Source organism: Ignavibacteria bacterium (genome assembly GCA_015709655.1).
Classification (GTDB): domain Bacteria; phylum Bacteroidota; class Ignavibacteria; order Kapaibacteriales; family Kapaibacteriaceae; genus OLB6.
Genome location: CP054181.1, coordinates 2,013,355 through 2,033,477 on the forward strand (window position 1 = coordinate 2,013,355; position 20,123 = coordinate 2,033,477).

The window sequence follows — 20,123 nt, forward strand, 5'->3', positions numbered from 1 at the left end:
GAATGCAAAACCGTGTCATGCATAAAAATAGCAGAGTCCGACAACTTAGCGTTGTCGGACTCTGAGATTTATGACTTTTTGAATTATCTGACTACGTTCAGTGGCAGTGCAAAAACGGATGACGGAGTGGTGACGTGGATCATAAAGCTTCCGGACGGCAACGAATCGGCTGCGACTTCGGTGCTGACCTGTCCGCCCTGGGTGGCAATGATTTGTGATGAAACAACGGTTCCCATTAGGTCGGTAATTCGAATTGTTACCGTGCCTGGTTCAGTGTGCAGCAACAGTGTAGCGCTCCCGGTGGAAGGATTGGGATACAGATTGATGTCTGAGCCAATTTGGTGTACCGGAACATCAACCGAGCTAACAACCTTGTTCATACCGAGATATTCCTCGGTGTCAAGCTGATCGGCAGAGAGTTCAACTTCGTCAACAACCTGGTCGTACCACACTCTGTCAGCCCGCACCAGGATCGTTCCAATGGTGATATTATTCATTTCGAACACACCATTTTCATCGGAAATGCTAAAATCAATGATGGTGCCGGTGTTGTCGGTAGCAACAATCAGAGCGCCAAAAATAGGCATTGCAGCTTGAACGCTGTTATCGTTATTTACAATAATGCCACCACCTTGTTTATCGAACACATGCCCGCGAATCCGGCCCTTACCTCTTTCACGGTCAGCCTTCTTCAGCAGAATTACAATTTCATGTTCCAGAACTTTATCGCCAACATCAATTCTGGTAGCATGCTTCCAACTGTCGGCAGACGCTGCATCAAGCACGTACCACCCGGGCGTCCAGTCACCCATAACGGATTTAGCAAACACGATGTAAGTACCCGGCACCAGATTGGTGAAGGTAAAGCCACCGTCATCGTTGGTTTTTGTGGAGGCAACGTATTGTTTTTTACTATCTGAAGGATGTGCCGGCTTCAGCAAATAGGCTACGATTTCGCCGGTGACGGATTCGCCACTTTCAAACGCGATCAGTTTCCCGGAGAACCCGTTGTTGTATGATTCGCGTTTTGTGAGCGCAAAATTGATATCCGTCCGATCTTCAGTTGTTAGCGTGATGGGCGTAGCTGTTGTAGCATCATCCGAGTTATGATACCACTGCTGTTTGTAGCCTTCGGTATGATTATTCTGGTTAACGACTTTTGCATGGACAATGTATGTTGTGCCTGCCGGAACCCGTGCTTCGTAAAACCCGTTACTATTGGTTTCACGACGGAGGTTCCAGAGGTCGGGTTTGGATTTATCGAGCCTACCCTTTACGGCTGATATCGTAATCACGGCACCTCTAATCGGCTGTCTGGTTTCGGCATCAATAACAGTGCCGCCAATAATCAAGCCATCTGGTTTTTCGAAGGGGGTAACAGTAAAGTTGACGGATTTACGCGGCTCGTTACAGGTAAGGGTGACGTTCTCGCCGTCAACAAGCTCGGCGGCATTGTTATACCACTCTGCTTTGAACGCATAGCCTTCTGCTCTGAACTTATACGTGCCGTCAGACAAATTCAGAACGTACTTGCCATTATGAATTTCTGCCTTGGCAATCCGATCTTTCTGGTTGGAGGTTCCGGGTGTGTCCTTAATTCGCCAGGCGGTAACAACGCCTGACGGGACCGGTTCACCGGAATCGAACACAACACTGCCGGAAACTTCGACGCAGGGCTTTGCCGGGTCGGTATCGCCTTTGTCAACCTCCAGCACGAATTCCTGTTTGGTTGTTACCGTAGTGCCATCGTCGGTAACGCCGGTAACCTCAATGATAAAGACGTAGCGTCCCTTTACAGGATTATCCCACTCCATCTCGCCGGTCTTGGCATCAATCGTTAAGCCATCAGGTGCATCCTTCACGGTGTATGAAATGCTAACGAAGCGAACACTTGTTTCAATCTTAACATCGAACTCCCATTCCTTGCCTTCATGTGCCGCATCCGCACGTTTTGATACTATTGCGATTGACGGTTTGGCAGGTGTTTCACCGTCTTCACCGTCGCCAACTTCGAGTACGAACTTCTGCTTTGTTTTTACGGTCTCGCCGTTAGCGTCCTTGCCCGATACCAGGATGTAGAATACGTAGCGACCTTCCTTTGGATTGTCCCACGTCATCACACCAGTCTCTTCATCGATCGTTACACCATCCGGTGCACCGTCAAGGTCGTATTCAATATCGGTAAGCGATCCATTTACTTTAATCTTAACCTGGAAATCCCATCCGCTGCCCGCTTCAGTTCCGGCTGACGACTTGGAGATAATTGTAATTGAGGGGGCTTCGGCTTCTTTCTTTTTAATCGTAACAACCTTTATTTTCGAGCGTTCACTTGATCCATCGGCATTCCGGGCAATCACGTAAAAGGTATATACTCCTGGTGAAAGGCGTGCAGTGAGGTACCAATATGAAGTACCGTGTTTTTGGTCGGCTGCCGACACGCTGTCAAGGAGTTCGAACTTCGTCATATCCTCGGTTTCGCCTTCAGCAATGTAAATATCAAACATGGAAGGCGTTCCGCCAGTCCGATTTGCCATCCATGAAAGCTTGGCCATTGCACCGACAGAATCAGCTTCAACAGCCATTGCCGAAAACTCAATCGGGCTGTCCGGGGCTTCTGCGCGTACTGCTATGGCGGTGCTGAAAAGCAGCAGCACCAGGATCGCAGATTTAAAAACGTTGAATGAAATATTCATGTGGTTCTTCTCCTTCGGTGAAGTTGTTGGTAACACGGAATGGCAGGAATAACCCGGTACTATGAAAAGCGTTACAAACAACGAAGAAAAACCGTTGAGCCCCTTTACATCACTACGCGCAGCCTGCCCAGCAGTAACTGCTCACCAAAGCCCGACACGAACTGTCCCTTATTCCCCTCAATAAGGATGGTAATTTCTGCCGTTCGGGGCATCCCTGCAGCGGCAGGCAGTTCTTCGATAAGCAGGGTTGCAGTATTAACGCTTCCATCGATACGGAAATCTTCAGGGCCATATCCCAGGTCCATTCGTATTGTTCCCTGACCCGTCTGAAGCCGGGTAGTGTACCCGTTGGCAACTACCGAGTCCACCTGAATCGTGAAGCCCTTAATCAGGGTATCAGCAGCTGGGTTCGATTCAGCCATTGTGATGTTGATCCAGAACGACATGGTGGGGCCGGATGTGTCAACCTTAATTGACGGAGTTCCAACGAGTGCGTACTGCAGCTCACCGGATGTAAAGCTCTGCTGAACATAGCTCGGTTCAACCCTTGGTGCGGCCGTCAGAGGCGTTTCGATACGTGTTGTGTTCACGTCGAGCGGCGATGTACAGGCAACCAGGGCTATTGCAATGCTTAGTATGAGAAGTGATAGAGTTGTGCGCATGATCTTAATAGAAATTATTATCATTATTATTAAAAGCGGATGGCGAGTCCGTAGGTAAGACCAAATTTGGGTGACAGATACCACTGATTTTGGAATGAGTATGCCAGCGTTGCAGCTTCGGCGCCGAGTACAAACGTCAGGTTGCCGGCGGGTGAGTACGTAACACCGGCAGATGTCCGCCCAACCGGGCCTAGTTGTGAGCCTGCCAGGGTAACCTGGCCGTACGGAGCAAAACCGCTCTCGGACCATTGGGGACCGCTGTACCGGTATGTAGCACCCCACCACATCGTTGCGGGATTCTGGTCGTACCGAATCAGCTGACCATTTCTGTTGCCATCAAAAACCATTGGAAATGTTTCGTTACCCATCTCGATACCGGCGCTGTGGGTTTGATTAAACCGATACAGGAAGGCCAGACCGATATTAGTGTACCAATCCGAGGTGCCCTGCACCGCTGTTCCTGTCGAAGCTGACAGTGGGAAGCCACGAAGCTGAACAACTGGTCCGGCCTGGAATGGCGATGTGTGGGGAAGCAGACTGCGTTGTTCAAAGGGCAGGGGCTCCGGCGAGCGTTGCATCGTTACGGTATAGGCCGATGTCACCGGTATCACTCTGCTGTCCATAGACGGCTGTTCTTCACGATAAGCCTCATTATGATGTTGAATCGCACGTAATGCTTCACGCAGCCGATTGTTTTCGTCTTTGAGCTGTGCAATTGTCCGCAGCAGAGTATTATCGGGTGCCGTTACCGTACGAACAATGGTCTGTGTAACCGGAGCCGTTGGGGCAACTGAAATCGGTGATTCCAGTGCCAGTGCACCGGTTTGAGCGGTTTGAATATTACGATAGGAATCGGCCATCGGTTCGTGTGTTGGCGTTGCTGGTTGCTGAATCCAAAAAGCTAAACCCGCAGCCATCAGTGCAGATGCAACAGGCAGACCCAGACGAGTAAGCCATTGTGCAAGCATACTGCCTCCGGCTGTGCCGGCAATAGAGCCTGCAAGTGGTGCCGTAAAACCCAGCCCCGTAAAAACTTTATTTGTCAGCGCTGCAGGTGGAACTAGCAAGGCGCGGTCTTCCTGGATTGCAAACCGCATTGCCAGTTGTTCACGTAGGCTTGTACGCAAATCCGCATCGGCAGCCAGTCTGGCGTACAGCGAAGCTTCGGCTGCTGTGTCAAGCTCACCGTCGATAAGCTGGTTTATTAATTCAGAATAGTCCATAGTACCCTCGATAAATGGATCTCACAGCTAATCGTGCTGAAATTCATCTAAGTATGGTTGTAAAATTTCTTTAATACGTTGCCTGGCGCGGAAAACCCTGACCTTGGCGGTTTCCAGTTTTATTGTCAGCAGCCCGGAAATCTCCTGGTAGGTTAAGCCCTGGTATTCCCGGAGTACAAACGCTTCGCGCATATCGTCAGGCAACAGTTCCAAAGCCATGGCAATAAGCTGCATCATCTCATTGTAGTCCGCTTCACGGGAAAATCCGGGGTTATACAGCTCCTCGTCAAATTCAAGATTCTGGGATGATGCTCGTTTTTTTTCGTTAAAGCACAGGTTCCGTGTAATCGTCAGCAAATACCCTTTTACATTGTCAAGTTGCTGATGTCTGCGAGCGCTCTGCAAGAAGTGCATGAACGTATCCTGGAAGATATCGTGGGCTTTTTCTCTATCGCCCATTAGTCGAATACAGTAGCTGTACACTGTGCCGGAATAGCGTGCATAGAGTTCGCCAAAGGCATCCTCGCTCTGGCCGGAGGCAAGGAGGCGGAAAAGCTCTACGTCGGTATATTCGCTGAACTGGCGCATCACATTGTATAGTAACAATAAATGGATCAAAAGGTTACCGATATCCCGTATTCGGTGGTTCGCAGTAAGCGTCGCACCCTGGCGGTCGAGATTCAGCATTCGGGAGCTGTAGTTGTGCGTGCTCCTCTCCGTGAACCTGAATCAGCTATCACATCGTTTATCCTGTCTCGGCAGCAGTGGATACACAGCAAACTTGGCCAACTGCTTGCCGCCAGGAACACACTGCCCAAACTTACGCAGCCTGATGGCTTCTATCACCGTGGCTCTGAACAGGTATGGGAGGGGGCTTTGGCCATGCGCGACAGGTGGGAACGCAAGCAGTCACTACTGGTGTTTAATGAATTTCTTACCGATATTCTGCCCGGCCTAGGCGTGCATGCGCTAAGGTTTAAAAGGCTGGCAGTTCGCCGGATGCGCCGTCGCTGGGGTTCGTGCTCTGCTAACGGCACAGTTCTGCTGAACACCCTGCTAATACGAGTACCCGACAGATGCTCTAAAGCCGTAATTGCCCATGAACTTGCCCATCTTGTTTATATGAATCATGGACGACAGTTTAAACACCTGGCATCGAGTTTATACCCGGATTATGTTCAGGCAGATAAAGATTTGCAGGCTTGGGCTCTTGTACTGGAATAATGTGCTTCGAACGCTCTGTAACCAGAGAGGTTAGCTATCCCAACCCGGGCGGCAGCACAATAACGCTGCGTCTGCATAACACGGGGCTTCTGCAGGGCGAGGCAGAGGTACTAAAGATCATTGACATCATGGGTCGTACCCCGTTGCCGACCTGCGTTCCCGCACACGCGGCCTGCCTGCATCGGAGAGCATCGACGTGCCGCTGCAATTGGGTGACCTCCCTTGTGGCATGTACCTGCTGGTTTCCGGCAGTGGAGGCGCCGTTACCACCCGGCCGCTGCAGATGCAGGAATAAGATGTTTAAAGGAAAACACTATTCATGACATTGCCGGAGAATGGTAGTACTATTCTGTAACAGTGCCGTGTACCTGATTACACAACCCATTTGCAATGTATAGCAGTGTGTTGTATGTTTGGTGCAACAATACTTCATCAAGGGGAGAAACGGCATGAAGCGCGTACTGCTTACGTTGTCATTCATTGGGATGCTGGCATGCATTATGCCGATCACAATACAAGCTCAATGCAACGGGCAAGACAGTTTAAACTGTCAGTTTCCATTGCCCGATTTTACATGTGACTATACCATCTGTGTTGATGGTACCGATTACGATATTACCATTGAGTATAACCGGCAACTCCCAACGCTGGGACCGATTCGTAATCCTTGCCCTTGGGCTCAATGCGACCGTGCACTTGACCAGGTATCGTGGATCAGACGTATTTGCGTACCACCGGCAATCCAGAATATAGCGGCAGAGAAGATATACAACGGTATCATCAGAGCCACCAACCTGTGTACCGACACCTGCTTCGGAGCAACAATACCTGATTGCAGTATCCCCTCTACCGGACCGTGCCCGTCACCTTCGGCAAGCATTGATGCCTACTGCCATATCATCGCCTTCCCGCGCTGTTACCGCTGGATAGCAGGTTGCATCGAGGTGTGCAACGAGGCTGCCTGTGAGCAGTACTGTTTTGCAGAATGGCGGTACTGCAACCAGGGTGGTAACTGCACACAGTGTTTTATTACTGTTTGTGACCACCATTCTTTTATTCAATGCCCTCATGAATGCTCTAAATTTAATTGTGATCTTCTCGGTATAACATCGTGTGTGCAGCAATGAGAGGTCTATACGTTACAGTTCTAGTTGGGAATATTCTGTTCTTTGCTGTTGTTGTTTTGCTGCTGAGTCCTGCACTGGGTTTCGGGCAACACGCCGAAGTTGTGTCGGTGCGGCACTGGATAACCTCTATAGAGAGTGGCAACGGCAACACACCGGCAATTGCGTATGACGGGATAACCGGCCTGTGTATGACAGGTGAAGTTGGAGTTCTGCGTACAACGGATATGTTCCGCACCTTCGATGCCGTATTCCCCCCGGAGGTAGCAGATTATTTTGCCGATGAGTACGGCTGCGCCAGTGTTCATCGGGGATATTTTATTGCCGGCGGTCGTACGAACTTGCATGATGCTTACAAGACTCTGGTCTCGTATGACGGCGGATTGCACTGGGAGCAGCATCCAACGTTAACGACGCAGGGATTTGTTCCCCGATCTCCATATCTGTTTCCGGACGGCAAGCATGGCCGGCTGGGCTGGAGCTTTACCCGGGATTCAGGCCGTACGTTTTTTGATGCACAATATGACTTTCCACTCCATGAATTGGACATAGGAGACTATCATTACGCCGGCGATGGTCGTTTTTTATACAGGCACCGTAGCCAGAATCAGTGGTACGAACTCGATTGGGATAGCAAGCGGTTTGTGCCAACCGATGTAGTGCCTGCCTCGATTTATGAAGTGTATCAAACATCCGACAGCACGGTTATAGGATTAGGCTCAAAGCTATATGTACAGAAAAATAACAGCCCGGAGTATCAGCGCCTTACCTTGGTCGATGAGGATGGTACCCCGGTAGAGAAATACTCACTATCAAAGGCATGTCATCTTGATGGCGGGTCGCTGTTTCTTTTTGTGCATTTGAGCGGAATGTTTAACCGGAGTGCTGTCGTTGTCGGCGACAAGGCACAACTGCTGCCGGAAGACTTTGCCGGAGCGGGTATGCTCTCGGTAGATGTTCCCCACTCATCACATCACAATACTGTTGCCCTTACGGCCTATGATCCGTACGACTCCCGAAACAATAAAGTGGTAGTCCTGAATGCCGAAACCCGGTCCGTTCGTGAGGTGCCGGTACGGTCACTCATCATGCCACGGTTTGATTTGCAAACTGACAGTTTGCTTCTGTATTTTGATAAAATGACAATAGCATCGGTAAATATCTTTACCGGTGAGACAGAGCTTCTTGGTACGATCAACGATTCTTATGACCGTACCGTTGCCATACCGGTTGACAAAGGCGTGCTTGCCAATGACCGGTTAGTATTTACCGATTATACCGGAAATGTCTTTGAGCTTGACAGTGGTAACAGAAGCCTGCTTCTCCGGAAAAATCTTATCGGCAGAAACCTCGGCAATCATACGATATTTTCATCCATACGTATGGGTGCAAATTTCACCTGGTCCGACTCTGCAGACATTATTGTTGGTGGATCGGCACTGCACCGTGTCACTGCCGATGGGAGTATACGGCAGGAGCGTGCCGATTCCACCAGTGCGTGGGTGCGCACTTCGTGGGGCGATGAGCTTGCAGGCCACCACAGGCTGAGCATCCGCCGTGCCGGCAGCGATGACTATGAGCCTCTTCCGGTGCCATGGGATACGACAGCAATTATTGGCACCCTGGCGGAAAGCAATGGTGTTCTGGTGGCAGGCCTACGGGGAATGTACAGGGAAAAAAACTTAGAACCAGACAGTACTATGGCAGGGGGCTTATGGCTCTCTGCAGATCAGGGCGCCACGTGGAGGCAGAGCACACTGCCCGGTGACCCGCTGATGATTTTGTCAGTTAGCGTCCGCCCTGCTGACGGCACCCTGTGGGTAACGGCAGCCGATGTTACGGTACACATAGATACCGAGCCCGGAGCAGACGGTGTTGATCGCACAACGGCCGAGATGAGCAATCTTCGTTTGCTGTACACACGGGATCAGGGCAACACCTGGCGGGAGGCAGCCTCCGCACCACGGAAGACCGGCTGGCGTGATAATATCAGTAATGCAACATTCTTCGGTGAGCAGACGGTAGCCTGGGCTGCATTCGACCAGGTACTGTGGTCGGACGATGCAGGGCAAACGTGGCGTGAAGTAACGGGTCTTCCCGCCGGCAAAACCGCTGTCTCACATGTGATGTTCGACGCTCACGGCAACCTGTACATCAGCACCAATCAGGGGATCTACACGGTGGCGTCGCAGCCGTCGGGCGTGGAGGCCGCCGAAGACGGCGGACGTATTTTCTGGGCTGAGAGTTATCCCAACCCGGGCGGCAGCACAATAACGCTGCGTCTGCATAACACGGGGCTTCTGCAGGGCGAGGCAGAGGTACTAAAGATTATTGACATCATGGGTCGTACCGTTGCCGACCTGCGTTCCCGCACACGCGGCCTGCCTGCATCGGAGAGTATCGATGTGCCGCTGCAATTGGGTGACCTCCCTTGTGGCATGTACCTGCTGGTTTCCGGCAGTGGAGGCGCCGTTACCACCCGGCCGCTGCAGATGCAGGAATAAGATGTTTAAAGGAAAACACTATTCATGACATTGCCGGAGAATGGTAGGACTATTCTGTAACAGTGCCGTGTACCTGATTACACAACCCATTTGCAATGTATAGCAGTGTGTTGTATGTTTGGTGCAACAATACTTCATCAAGGGGAGAAACGGCATGAAGCGCGTACTGCTTACGTTGTCATTCATTGGGATGCTGGCATGCATTATGCCGATCACAATACAAGCTCAATGCAACGGGCAAGACAGTTTAAACTGTCAGTTTCCATTGCCCGATTTTACATGTGACTATACCATCTGTGTTGATGGTACCGATTACGATATTACCATTGAGTATAACCGGCAACTGCCAACTCAAGGTCTGATTCGTAATCCTTGCAGATGGCCTCTATGCATCTATCCACTCGACCAGGTATCCTGGATCAGACGCATTTGCGTGCCACCGGCAATCCAGAACATAGCGGCAGAGAAGATATATAACGGTATCATCAGAGCCACCAACCTGTGCACCGACAACTGCTTCGGGGCAACAATACCGGACTGTAGTCTCGGCTCTGTCGGGCCGTGCCCGCTTGGGACGCCTCAAACAAGTATTGATGCGTACTGCCATATCATCGCCTTCCCGCGCTGTTACCGCTGGATAGCAGGCTGCATCGAGGTGTGCAACGAGGCTGCCTGTGAGCAGTACTGCTTTGCAGAGTGGCGGTACTGCAACCAGGGTGGTAACTGCACGCAGTGTTTTATTACTGTTTGTGGACACCATGACTTTGTCCAGTGCCCGTTAGGATGCTTGCAGGCGAACTGTGAATTTCTAGGCATAGAATCGTGTGTACAGCCATGAGAATTCTTAGTTTTACTATTCTTTTTCGGAACATTCTGCTTCCTGCCCTTGTTGTTTTGTTGCTGGGTCCTGCACTGGGCTTTGGGCAACACGCCGAGGTTGTGTCGGTGCGGCACTGGATAACCTCTATGCTAAATGGCATTGGCAACACACCGGCCATTGCGTATGACGGGATAACGGGCCTGTGTATGACAGGTGAGGAGGGAGTTCTGCGTACAACGGATATGTTCCGCACCTTCGATGCCGTATTCCCCCCGGAGGTAGCAGCGTATTTTTTACAGTATTACGGCTGTGCCAGTGTTCATCAGGGATATTTTATTGCCGGCGGTTCTACGAAACTGCAGGATAATACTTACAAAACTCTGGTCTCGCATGACGGCGGATTGCACTGGGAGCAGCATCCGACGTTAACGACGCAGGGATTTGGCCCGCGTTCTCCGTATCTGTTTCCTGACGGCAAGCATGGCAGGCTGGGCTGGAGCTTTACCCGGGATTCAGGCCACACGTTTTTTGATGCGCAATTTGACTTTCCTGTGGGTGAGTTGGACTATGATGACTTCAGTTATGCTGGCGACGGCCGTTTTTTGTACAGGCACCGTAACCAGCGTCAGTGGTACGAACTTGATTGGGATAGCGAGCGGTTTGTGCCAACCGACGCAGTCCCTGCCTCGATTCATAAAGTGTATCGAACATCCGACAGCACGGTTATAGGGTTGGGCTCAAAGCTGTATGTACAGAAAAACAACAGCGGTGAGTATCAGCGCCTTACCTTGGTTGATGAGGATGGTAACCCGATGGAGAAATACTCACTAGAGACGACATATCATCTTGATGGCGGGTCACTGTTTCTTTTTGTGCATTTGAGTGGCATGTTTTACCGGTGTGCTGTCATTGTCGGTGACAGGGCACAGCTGCTGCCGGAAGACTTTGCCGGAGCGGGTATGCTCTCGGTAGATGTTCCCCACTCATCACATCACAATACTGTTGCCCTTACGGCCTATGATCCGTACGATACCAGAAACAATAAAGTGGTAGTCCTGAATACCGAAACCCGGTCGGTTCGTGATGTGCCGGTACGGTCGCTCAGCATGCCGCGGTTTGATTTGCAAACTGACAGTTTGCTTCTGTATTTCGACAACAAGAGAGCTATCGCATCGGTAAATATCTTTACCGGAGAGACAGAGCTTCTTGGCACGATTAACGATCCGTACGGCCGTGCCGTTGCCATACCGGTTGACAAGGGTGTACTGGTCAATGGCCGCCTGGTGTTTGCCGAGTCCACGGGTAATGTCTTTGAGCTTGACAGCAGCAACAGAAGCCTGCTTCTCCGGAACAATCTTGTCGCCAGAAAACTCTCCCGTCAAACAGATGTTTCGTCACTTCTGTCTGGTACGAACAGGCTGTGGTCAGACTCTGCCGGCGTTGTTGCCGGTGGCGAGGCACTGCACCGTGTCACTGCCGATGGAAGGATAATTCAGGAGCGTGCAGACTCCACCAGCGCATGGGTGCACACTTCGTGGGGTGATGAGCTTGCGGGCCACCACGGACTGAGCATCCGCCGTGCCGGCAGCGATGACTATGAGCCTCTTCCGGTGCCATGGGATACGACGGCAATTATTGGCACCCTGGCGGAAAGCAACGGCGTCCTGGTGGCAGGCTTGCGGGGAATGTACAGGGAAAAAGACTTAGAACCAGACGGTACTGTGGCAGGGGGCTTATGGCTCTCTGCAGATCAGGGCACTACGTGGACACAAAGCACGCTGCCCGGCAACCCGCCAATGGTACTGTCAGTTAGCGTCCGCCGTTCTGATGCCTCCCTGTGGGTAACGGCAGCCGATGTTACGGTACACATAGATACCGAGCCCGGAGCAGACGGTGTTGATCGCACAACGGCTGAGATGAGCAATCTTCGTTTGCTGTACTCACGGGATCAGGGCAACACCTGGCGGGAGGTAGCCTCCGCACCACGGAAGACCGGCTGGCGTGATAATATCAGTAATGCAACATTCTTCGGTGAGCAGACGATAGCCTGGGCTGCATTCGACCAGGTACTGTGGTCGGATGACGCAGGGCAAACGTGGCGTGAAGTATCGGGTCTTCCCGCCGGCAAAACCGCTGTCTCACATGTGATGTTCGACGCTCACGGCAACCTGTACATCAGCACCAATCAGGGGATCTACACGGTGGCGGCGCAGCCGTCGGGCGTGGAGGCCGCCGAAGACGGCGGACGTATCTTCTGGGCCGAGAGCTACCCCAACCCGGGCGGCAGTACAATCACGCTGCGCCTGCACAACACGGGGCTTCTGCAGGGCGAGGCAGAGGTACTAAAGATTATTGACATCATGGGTCGTACCGTTGCCGACCTGCGTTCCCGCACACGCGGCCTGCCTGCATCGGAGAGCATCGACGTGCCGCTGCAATTGGGTGACCTCCCTTGTGGCATGTACCTGCTGGTTTCCGGCAGTGGAGGCGCCGTTACCACCCGGCCGCTGCAGGTGCAGGAATAAAAAAGGTTGGAGCGTACCAGACACTCCAACCTTACATATTTTGTATCCTGGAAGATTATGCAGTTTTGCTCAGCTCTTCGAATGCAGATGTAAGAGCAGTTGCAATTTGGTCCGGTGTATGACCTTCGATTTGGTGACGTGGCATGAAGCCGACCAGCTCGGCGTCGCGCAGCAGTGCTACGGAGGGCGATGACGGTGGCATGCCTGTGAAGTAACTCCGGGCTCGCTCTGTGGCTTCGAGGTCTTGTCCGGCAAATACGGTAACTAAGTGGTCAGGACGACTGGCGTGCTGAATTGCTTTAACAATTGCGGGGCGGGCGCCTGCAGCAGCACAGCCACACACTGAATTCACAACAACCATGGTAAGGCCCGGCCGGGCAACAGCCGCATCAACATCCGCTTCAGTGAGAAGCTCCTGGAATCCGGCTCTGGTAAGTTCTTCGCGCATTGGCTGCACAAACATTGGATCGTATGGCATAGTAATATTAACCTGGGATATTAAGTAAGAAGTGTTCGTAAATATTCCATTTCCAGCGGACCAACCACTGGCGGGAATTCTGATTCAAAAGTATCACGTTTGGAACTATCCAACTGAATACCTGCTTTCAGATACTCTGCAGCTTCAGCGGGTTTCCCCATTATACATAGCCCCTTAGCCATTGAAATATGAGTGTCTGCACAGTCTGGTTCCAGCGAGAGTGCGCATGAGAACGATTCAATGGCATCGGTAGTGTTGCCGGCATCAAGCAATGCTTCACCAAGGTCAAGCCAGCACATGGCATCGTTCGGTTGCAATTCGAGAGCAGCACGATAGCAGCCGACGGCATCCTGGTACTGTTTCATGTTAGCCAGCACGTCGGCCTTTGCATACCATACTTCGGCAACCGTCGGGTCCAGTTCCAATGCTGCATTGTAGTCCTGAAGAGCATCATGAAAACTCTCTAGGGCGTCATGACACGTGCCGCGGCCAAAGTACGACGGAGCGTGCTGCTGATCTGCCTGAATAGCCTTGGTAAACATGGCGATTGCATCAATGAATCGTCCTCTGTCTTCAAGTGTTGCGGCAAGGTTGTGCATAACAGGAACATCCAGCGGATCGGCAGTATGAGCTTCGGAGTATGCCTCAATTGCTCTGTCAACATTTCCCGTTGCAGAATATGCGTTACCCATGTTAAACCAGGCATTAACAAAATCAGGCTTAATGAGCGTTGCCATTTCGTAGCACCGGATTGCTCCACGAAAAGCCTGACTCTTACCTATTATTACTCCCTTGTTAAACCATGCATTCTCGTCGTACGGATCCAGATCAATCAGTTTATCGTACACCTGTACTGCCGAGGCGAAATCGTCGAGTGCTTCATGACAGTATGCCAGCTCGAACAGTGCATCGCGTGCGAGCTCATCCTGTTTGCTCAGGTAGGCAAACAGGCGACGAGCCTCGTCGAACCGAAGTTTTTTGGCAAGGATCATTGCCTTTGTAAACAGAGCGTCGGAGTTATCCGGGTCGGATACAAGAACCGCATCCACAACCAGACCTGCCTGCTCCAGGTTGCCGAGTTGCTCCAGTGCAATTGCTTTGTTCACCTGGATTTCAGTGTCAACCGGATCGAGTTCAGCAGCCTTGGAGTACACGGTAAGGGCGTCTGCCCAACGTCCGAGACTACACATTGCAACGCCCAGTTTATGCCATGCGTCGGCACTGTAGGGAGTAACATCACACCACATGAGCGCAAAGGTTAGGGCATCATCGAACTTACGTAGTTCAAGGCAGTAGTGAACTACCGCTTCCAGTGCATCGGCACCAGGTAAACCGTTCTGCCATTGTCCGCTGCGGTGTGACTCCCGGAACTGCTGCAACGTTTCATCTAAATTTTTACCATCCGGTTCATCGGCGGCATCGTCGTCACTAAAAAACTCCAGCATGACGTACCCGAAAGTAAGTGAAACATCTGTCCGCTGTTGTATGCAATGTACGCATGAACAGGAAGAGAACGATTAAGAAAGTGGTGGATGTGGACAATCTGTTAAAGCCCCTTTCACTAATAAACACTGAACACGAGAAACTTCAGGTACTGGGTTTCGGGCATTGCAAGAAGAATCGGGTGATCGGGTGCCTGATTGCCACGGTGGATAAGACGTAATGACTTGTTTAATCGTGCTGCTTCGGCATACACAATATCAAGGAGGTCGTGCTCGGTTACAAGCTGCGTGCACGACGAGGTTACCAGGTAGCCATTCGGAGGGATGAGTTTCAGGGCTGCCCGGTTCAGGGTTGCGTAGCCGGATCGCGCGCCCGCAAGTGCGGAGCGGGTTTTTGCAAACGACGGAGGGTCAAGTATGACCATGTCCCAGGTGCGCCCACTCAGCGCCTGATCCTTCAGCACGTCGAATACATTGCCAACTTCAAAGTTCACGGTGGTGAGGCCGTTCGCTGCAGCATGGAGCCGCGCACTTTCGATTGCAGATGCCGAACTGTCGATACCCAGAACCTGCACTGCCCCACCAAGACCGGCATTCAGGGCAAAGCCACCCACATTGCAAAAGGTATCAAGGACTGATAATCCGCGGGAGTACTGCTGCACCCAGTGTCGGTTCACTTTTTGATCCAAAAAATACCCCGTCTTTTGTCCGTCCAGCACATTGGCAAACAGTCGGATTCCGTTTTCGGTAAACTCTACCGGTCCGGATACGGCACCCCACAGTACACCTTCACGGAGCGGAAGGCCTTCCTTGATACGTACCTGCATGGTATTGCGTTCAACGATTGCTGTAAGATGTGGCAGAACGGTTCGAAGTGCGTTGGATATCTCTGTCAGACGAATGTCCATGCCGTAACTAAATGTTTGCACAACCGCAACGTTGCTAAAAATATCTATAATGAGTCCGCTGAGCATGTCGGATTCGCCAAACACCAGCCGGTAGGCCTGACTGCTGCCAACAAAACGCGTGCGCAGGGCAAGTGCCTGCCGAAATCTGTTAACAAAGAAACCGGTGTCCACCACGTCATCGCACGTGCCAATGATGCGCACGGCAATCCTGCTCTTAGGATTATAGAAACCGATGCCAATCTCACGACCGGCGTCAGAAATCACCGTTACAATATCCCCGGCTGCAGCCTGCGGAGGTTCGGCCAATTCTGTAGTGAACACCCACTGGTAGCCTCCGTACAGATTTTTATGCTTATGCGGTTTTAAGCGTGCAATTTTCATTATGAAAAATAACCTTCAGTAAACGATTTGTGTTGTAGATTGTTAGTAGTGTATGACGGTACTCAGGTCAATAGCGCTTTTCGTTACCGTGTTATGGGCAACTCTTCCTGTCCATACTCAAAACGAATATGCAGTGTGGCAGTTCGGGAATTTTGCCGGATTAGATTTCCGCACTGCTCCTCCCACGCCAGTTTCTGCTCCGTTTTACACTGACGAAGGGAGTTCGATGTGGTGTAACCCCATAACGGGTAATCTAATCCTGAGTTCGAATGGTAAGCAAGTGTACGATGCGTCAGGTGCTGTTGTTGCTAACGGCGCCGGTTTGCGCGGAGGCAACTCCAGCTCGAGCTGCGTAGTTATCCTTCCCGATCCGGTATTCAAGTACCCGCACGAAGCAACACGGTTCTACATATTCTGTATCGGTGACCAGTCTTCGGCGATTCAGCCGCCCGATTCTGCACTGACCATGAACACGGTTGAGTACAGGGATGGCAGATGGGAAGTGGTTCAGAAAAATGTGGTGGTTGACTCGGGCTTTGCAGAAAAACTCGCTGTTACACATCATTGTGATGGACGTTCGTTCTGGCTTGTTGTTCACGCACGGTCCGAGCCGGCATTTTATGCATACCAGCTATCCGGGAAGGGGCTTCAGCCGGCGGTGAAGAGTGTTGTGGGTGCAGTGAATACACCACGTGCCGACAGTGTGTTGGGTGGTGCGTACGGACAAGGCCTGATGGCTTTCTCGCAGGATGGTTCCAAGCTTGCAATGGCTACACCATTCAGCTATTCAACAGAGGTATTCGATTTTGATATTTCCACCGGAATAGTTTCAAATGCCCGCGTCCTGGATCCGGTATCCCGAAACTACGGAGTCTGCTTTTCACCAAATGGTAGATATGTTTACGGTGTTCAATGGGCAACCCGAACCGAGAACGGATCTGTCGTCAGACAGTACGATGTGACCAATACCGTGAACCCAGTAGTTGTGGGGTCACTAAAACCAGCCGTTTCTGACTTTTACAATGGCGGTATTCAGGCAGGACCCGACGGGAAGCTGTGGCTGGCAATGGAAACGTCAGTAGTTAGTATTGCCAGTCCTGATAGTGCAGCTCCGGACTGCGGTTTCCGTGCCGATGAGGTTGTGCTGCTGCCGTCATCCGACATTGTTGTTGGTTTGCCAACCATCGTTACATCATTCTATAAGCTTGGTCGGCTAAACAGTTGTGCACCACCGGTTAGTAGGATCACTGCCGATACCGCTATCTGTTCCGGTGAGTGTCTTCAGGTTAGCAGCATTAGCACAAACTCGCCAGCACAGTGGTTATGGACATTTGATGGCGCTGAGCCGGCTGTCTTTAGCGGTGAAAGTCCTCCGGCGGTATGTTATCGGACAGCCGGTCGGTTTGCCATACGCCTAATCACCAGGAATCAATGGGGTGCCGATACGGCCACTCACTTTGTGCTGGTTCACCAACTTCCGGTAATTAGTGCCGGTGCGGATGTGATTTTATGCGATAGTGCATCGGGACGGTTAGCGGCAACGGGTGGCGTACGCTATGAATGGGAGGCACAGCAGGGTATTGGAAACCGATTTTCTCCTGACCCCATCGTTCGGGTGTTCACACATACCGCATTTGTTGTCCGCGGTTGGAACGAACACGGTTGCAGCTCTACTGATACAGTCATAGTTTACAGCTACCCACACGGAATGCCTCCTGTTACTCTGAGTGTTGTTCCATCGGTTGCTGAAGCCGGCTCCGAAGCCGTTATTCAGATTGCAGTCACCGATGGGGTACCAATTGCCGAGATCATAACAGAAGTTAGCATCCCTGCAAGGGCACTAACAGATGTCCGGGTTACGCATGGGATGGAACTGTACCGTAGAACTGCTGGGACAGACACGCTGATTCTGGGTGTTAGAACCGAACTGAAGGATAATAAAAACGTGATCAGCATTCGAGGGATTGCATTGCTATTCACCGATACGGTGCGGATTGCATTACGGAGCGCAACGTCGCTGACGTGTCAGCCTGTTTGGACCGCTGACACTACGTTTGCGGTTACTGCATGCGGGAAACTCCTCCGTGCTGTTATGTTTTTGAATACTCCACTGCAGATAACCGGTTACGAACAGCAGACAGGCAGGGTAAGTATTTCCGGAAACCCGGCAGCGTTGGCAACAGTTTCGGTGTACACTCTTCAGGGAACACTTGTAGAGAACCATACCGTCCGTATTTCAGCAGTTCCGTCCGCGGTGCACTTGTCCAGCCTCCCCGCCGGCCTCTATCTGCTCAGACTTCACAGTGGCAGTCATCAGGATGTCCGCCTGATATTACAGGAATAATGAATATCCGGAAGGGGGCTCAGTCACACACCGTCACCACACATCCGGGGATTAATGAACAGCGCCTGGTACAGCGCCTGGTAAAAAAAAACTCCACCCTACGGTGGAGTTTACTGAGCCGACGACCAGACTTGAACTGGTGACCTGCTGATTACAAATCAGCTGCTCTACCAGCTGAGCTACATCGGCAGAGCAACAAAAATACAAATGCAGTGGCTATTCTTCAAAAAAACAGTGTGTTGCTATCGGAACAACTCCGGGGCAACGGCCTCCTCGATCATTTCGCACCACAGGTGACCAATCATGATGTGACACTCCTGAATCCGCGCAGTGTTGGTTGAAGGAACCACAACACTTTTTGTGCAGAGACCGTTTAACACTCCGCCCGAGCCCCCTAACAAACCAACCGTTTGAACACCAAGCATGTTTGCCCGTGTAACTGCCTGCACCACATTGGCCGAAGTACCGCTGGTGCTGATGGCAACAAGCACGCTTCCGGGCGAGGCAAAGGCTTCTACCTGCCTTTCGAAAACTCTGTTGTACCCGTAGTCGTTGCCACCGGCCGTAAGAACCGACGAGTCAACAGTCAGCGCCATGGCTTTAATAGCCCGACGTTCTACTGAGCCGCGAAGGCGCACCACCAGTTCTGCCGCAATATGCTGACTATCGGCAGCACTCCCGCCGTTTCCACACAACATGATAAGTGCGTTACTGACGGCGGCGGATGCCAGAAGTTCACCACAGTCCAAAATATTCTGTGACTGTGTTTGCAGCAACTCCTGTTTAGTGCTGATACTCTCGGTAATCGTAGAAGCAATACGTGATAGTGTGAAGGGGCTTGACATAATGGTTATCTCTGGAAATCAAACTCATCGTCAACGGTGTACGAAATTCGCATTTGTTGAGGTGCCTTACCTACGGTAGCAGCGAAGTGGGTGTTCGAGGCAACCCAGACCGTTGGATACCGTTCGTCAATAGGGACGGCTATATCCAGCGTTGCTTCAATCGTAGCATTCTCCACAGGCATACCTTCCAACGAATCCACAGCATTGGTAACGGAAGCCTTCATGCTGACAACGGCTACGGGAATATCGTGCAAAACGTCAACTTTTTTAAATGTTGCCTTTCCGGTAACAATGCGTTTTTTATTCTTGGGCGGACTCCCCAGGGTTGCGGCAAAGGCATCGGCATTAATGTGCCACGAATCGCCAACACGAACTGGCTTAGGCGGATTCATGATAACACCGGTTTTTAAGCCCCCCTCCGAGCGCAAGAGTCCAACAAGGTCGGCAGTTACTGCGGCAGCCAGGGTATCATCGTTAACAGTATAAACGTAGCCTGTATCCGAGTAGAAGGCCTTAATGGTGGTCCCAGTGGCCACGATCGTGGTGTTTTGTCCCTGGTACCGTGTTTCTGCATTGCGGACTACGACGGTTTTCACCGCCTCTTGTCCGTCCTCTGTAACGTTGTTTACGGTAACAGTTCCGGCAAACGTTGAGCGCACTGTATCGGCCTGTACGGTTTCTTCCCTGTTGCCGTGCAGGAGCGCATAACGGGAGATCCTGATATTCATTGCCTTTACCAGGTACTCGTCGAACGGTCTGAGTTCGCGGCCGAGCTTAAGCTGAATTGCTGTATCCGAACCTATAGTGTTCTGTTTTGGTTTCTGGGCACTGACCGGCACGGTAACAGTTATACTAAAGCCAGCCAGCAGCAAACCGGTGCACAGCGTTTTTATTGTTTGGTGGAGAAAACAAACATGATTACGATGTAGCGACATGAACGAATGGAGGAG

The 20,123-nt window shown here is 51.5% G+C and carries 16 protein-coding genes and 1 tRNA gene; 7 read left to right on the top strand and 10 right to left on the bottom strand.

Features of this window, described 5'->3' with window-relative positions:
• Positions 1-83 precede the first annotated feature (83 nt).
• The 4 genes from HRU79_08110 to HRU79_08125 form a co-directional block, all read right to left on the bottom strand.
• Positions 84-2,693 carry a T9SS type A sorting domain-containing protein gene (locus HRU79_08110; GenBank protein QOJ26611.1) on the bottom strand — a complete coding sequence of 870 codons (2,610 nt, stop codon included), beginning with the start codon at positions 2,691-2,693 and terminating at the stop codon, positions 84-86.
• A gap of 104 nt (positions 2,694-2,797) precedes the next feature.
• The gene (locus tag HRU79_08115) at positions 2,798-3,379 is read right to left on the bottom strand and encodes a hypothetical protein (GenBank protein ID QOJ26612.1); all 582 of its coding nucleotides are present in this window, start codon (positions 3,377-3,379) and stop codon (positions 2,798-2,800) included.
• Between the two features lie 5 nt (positions 3,380-3,384).
• On the bottom strand, positions 3,385-4,578 hold the full coding sequence (locus tag HRU79_08120; protein QOJ26613.1) for a hypothetical protein: 1,194 nt from the start codon (positions 4,576-4,578) through the stop codon (positions 3,385-3,387).
• Positions 4,579-4,605: 27 nt separating this feature from the next.
• Positions 4,606-5,169, bottom strand: coding sequence for an RNA polymerase sigma factor (locus HRU79_08125; GenBank protein ID QOJ26614.1), 564 nt, complete (start codon positions 5,167-5,169; stop codon positions 4,606-4,608).
• A gap of 18 nt (positions 5,170-5,187) precedes the next feature.
• Between HRU79_08125 and HRU79_08130 the strand changes: the two genes are divergently transcribed.
• From HRU79_08130 to HRU79_08150, 5 genes are all read left to right on the top strand, one after another.
• Positions 5,188-5,802 carry a DUF45 domain-containing protein gene (locus HRU79_08130; protein QOJ26615.1) on the top strand — a complete coding sequence of 205 codons (615 nt, stop codon included), beginning with the start codon at positions 5,188-5,190 and terminating at the stop codon, positions 5,800-5,802.
• A 449-nt stretch (positions 5,803-6,251) separates the two neighbouring features.
• Positions 6,252-6,929 (top strand): hypothetical protein, encoded by a 678-nt coding sequence (locus HRU79_08135; GenBank protein QOJ26616.1) that lies wholly within the window; start codon positions 6,252-6,254, stop codon positions 6,927-6,929.
• Positions 6,926-9,430 carry a hypothetical protein gene (locus tag HRU79_08140; GenBank protein QOJ26617.1) on the top strand — a complete coding sequence of 835 codons (2,505 nt, stop codon included), beginning with the start codon at positions 6,926-6,928 and terminating at the stop codon, positions 9,428-9,430. The genes HRU79_08135 and HRU79_08140 overlap by 4 nt, the downstream gene beginning before the upstream one ends.
• A gap of 154 nt (positions 9,431-9,584) precedes the next feature.
• Entirely contained in the window at positions 9,585-10,268 is a 684-nt protein-coding gene (locus tag HRU79_08145) for a hypothetical protein (protein ID QOJ26618.1), read from the top strand.
• Positions 10,265-12,775 carry a hypothetical protein gene (locus tag HRU79_08150; GenBank protein QOJ26619.1) on the top strand — a complete coding sequence of 837 codons (2,511 nt, stop codon included), beginning with the start codon at positions 10,265-10,267 and terminating at the stop codon, positions 12,773-12,775. The genes HRU79_08145 and HRU79_08150 overlap by 4 nt, the downstream gene beginning before the upstream one ends.
• A 55-nt stretch (positions 12,776-12,830) precedes the next feature.
• Here the strand turns inward: HRU79_08150 and HRU79_08155 are convergent, their stop codons facing one another.
• The 3 genes from HRU79_08155 to HRU79_08165 form a co-directional block, all read right to left on the bottom strand.
• Entirely contained in the window at positions 12,831-13,253 is a 423-nt protein-coding gene (locus tag HRU79_08155; GenBank protein ID QOJ26620.1) for a BrxA/BrxB family bacilliredoxin, read from the bottom strand.
• A 20-nt stretch (positions 13,254-13,273) separates the two neighbouring features.
• A complete protein-coding gene (locus HRU79_08160; protein QOJ26621.1) occupies positions 13,274-14,698 on the bottom strand; it encodes a tetratricopeptide repeat protein in 1,425 nt (474 codons plus the stop codon).
• A gap of 116 nt (positions 14,699-14,814) precedes the next feature.
• Complete coding sequence (locus HRU79_08165) at positions 14,815-15,984, bottom strand: class I SAM-dependent rRNA methyltransferase (GenBank protein ID QOJ26622.1); 1,170 nt, start codon at positions 15,982-15,984, stop codon at positions 14,815-14,817.
• A gap of 52 nt (positions 15,985-16,036) precedes the next feature.
• On the opposite strand from HRU79_08165, the gene HRU79_08170 reads away from it, so the two are divergent.
• Both HRU79_08170 and HRU79_08175 read left to right on the top strand, forming a co-directional pair.
• Positions 16,037-18,328 (top strand): hypothetical protein, encoded by a 2,292-nt coding sequence (locus HRU79_08170; protein QOJ26623.1) that lies wholly within the window; start codon positions 16,037-16,039, stop codon positions 18,326-18,328.
• Positions 18,328-18,471, top strand: coding sequence for a hypothetical protein (locus HRU79_08175; GenBank protein QOJ26624.1), 144 nt, complete (start codon positions 18,328-18,330; stop codon positions 18,469-18,471). Before HRU79_08170 ends, HRU79_08175 begins: the two co-directional genes overlap by 1 nt.
• Here the strand turns inward: HRU79_08175 and HRU79_08180 are convergent.
• The 3 genes from HRU79_08180 to HRU79_08190 all read right to left on the bottom strand — a co-directional run bounded on the left by HRU79_08180 (position 18,445) and on the right by HRU79_08190 (position 20,108).
• Positions 18,445-18,517 (bottom strand) — tRNA-Thr (locus tag HRU79_08180). The two genes, HRU79_08175 and HRU79_08180, sit on opposite strands and share 27 nt — an antisense overlap.
• 53 nt (positions 18,518-18,570) lie before the next feature.
• On the bottom strand, positions 18,571-19,173 hold the full coding sequence (locus tag HRU79_08185) for an SIS domain-containing protein (GenBank protein ID QOJ26625.1): 603 nt from the start codon (positions 19,171-19,173) through the stop codon (positions 18,571-18,573).
• A 5-nt stretch (positions 19,174-19,178) separates the two neighbouring features.
• Entirely contained in the window at positions 19,179-20,108 is a 930-nt protein-coding gene (locus HRU79_08190; GenBank protein ID QOJ26626.1) for a hypothetical protein, read from the bottom strand.
• Between the last annotated feature and the right edge of the window lie 15 nt (positions 20,109-20,123).

Coding starts and splice junctions, on each gene's coding strand:
- HRU79_08145 (QOJ26618.1), top strand. CDS start 9,585: ATGAAGCGCGTACTGCTTACGTTGTCATTCATTGGGATGCTGGCATGC.
- HRU79_08120 (QOJ26613.1), bottom strand. CDS start 4,578: ATGGACTATTCTGAATTAATAAACCAGCTTATCGACGGTGAGCTTGAC.
- HRU79_08135 (QOJ26616.1), top strand. CDS start 6,252: ATGAAGCGCGTACTGCTTACGTTGTCATTCATTGGGATGCTGGCATGC.
- HRU79_08190 (QOJ26626.1), bottom strand. CDS start 20,108: ATGTCGCTACATCGTAATCATGTTTGTTTTCTCCACCAAACAATAAAA.
- HRU79_08160 (QOJ26621.1), bottom strand. CDS start 14,698: ATGCTGGAGTTTTTTAGTGACGACGATGCCGCCGATGAACCGGATGGT.
- HRU79_08150 (QOJ26619.1), top strand. CDS start 10,265: ATGAGAATTCTTAGTTTTACTATTCTTTTTCGGAACATTCTGCTTCCT.
- HRU79_08130 (QOJ26615.1), top strand. CDS start 5,188: ATGGATCAAAAGGTTACCGATATCCCGTATTCGGTGGTTCGCAGTAAG.
- HRU79_08185 (QOJ26625.1), bottom strand. CDS start 19,173: ATGTCAAGCCCCTTCACACTATCACGTATTGCTTCTACGATTACCGAG.
- HRU79_08110 (QOJ26611.1), bottom strand. CDS start 2,693: ATGAATATTTCATTCAACGTTTTTAAATCTGCGATCCTGGTGCTGCTG.
- HRU79_08165 (QOJ26622.1), bottom strand. CDS start 15,984: ATGAAAATTGCACGCTTAAAACCGCATAAGCATAAAAATCTGTACGGA.
- HRU79_08115 (QOJ26612.1), bottom strand. CDS start 3,379: ATGATAATAATTTCTATTAAGATCATGCGCACAACTCTATCACTTCTC.
- HRU79_08170 (QOJ26623.1), top strand. CDS start 16,037: ATGACGGTACTCAGGTCAATAGCGCTTTTCGTTACCGTGTTATGGGCA.
- HRU79_08175 (QOJ26624.1), top strand. CDS start 18,328: ATGAATATCCGGAAGGGGGCTCAGTCACACACCGTCACCACACATCCG.
- HRU79_08140 (QOJ26617.1), top strand. CDS start 6,926: ATGAGAGGTCTATACGTTACAGTTCTAGTTGGGAATATTCTGTTCTTT.
- HRU79_08155 (QOJ26620.1), bottom strand. CDS start 13,253: ATGCCATACGATCCAATGTTTGTGCAGCCAATGCGCGAAGAACTTACC.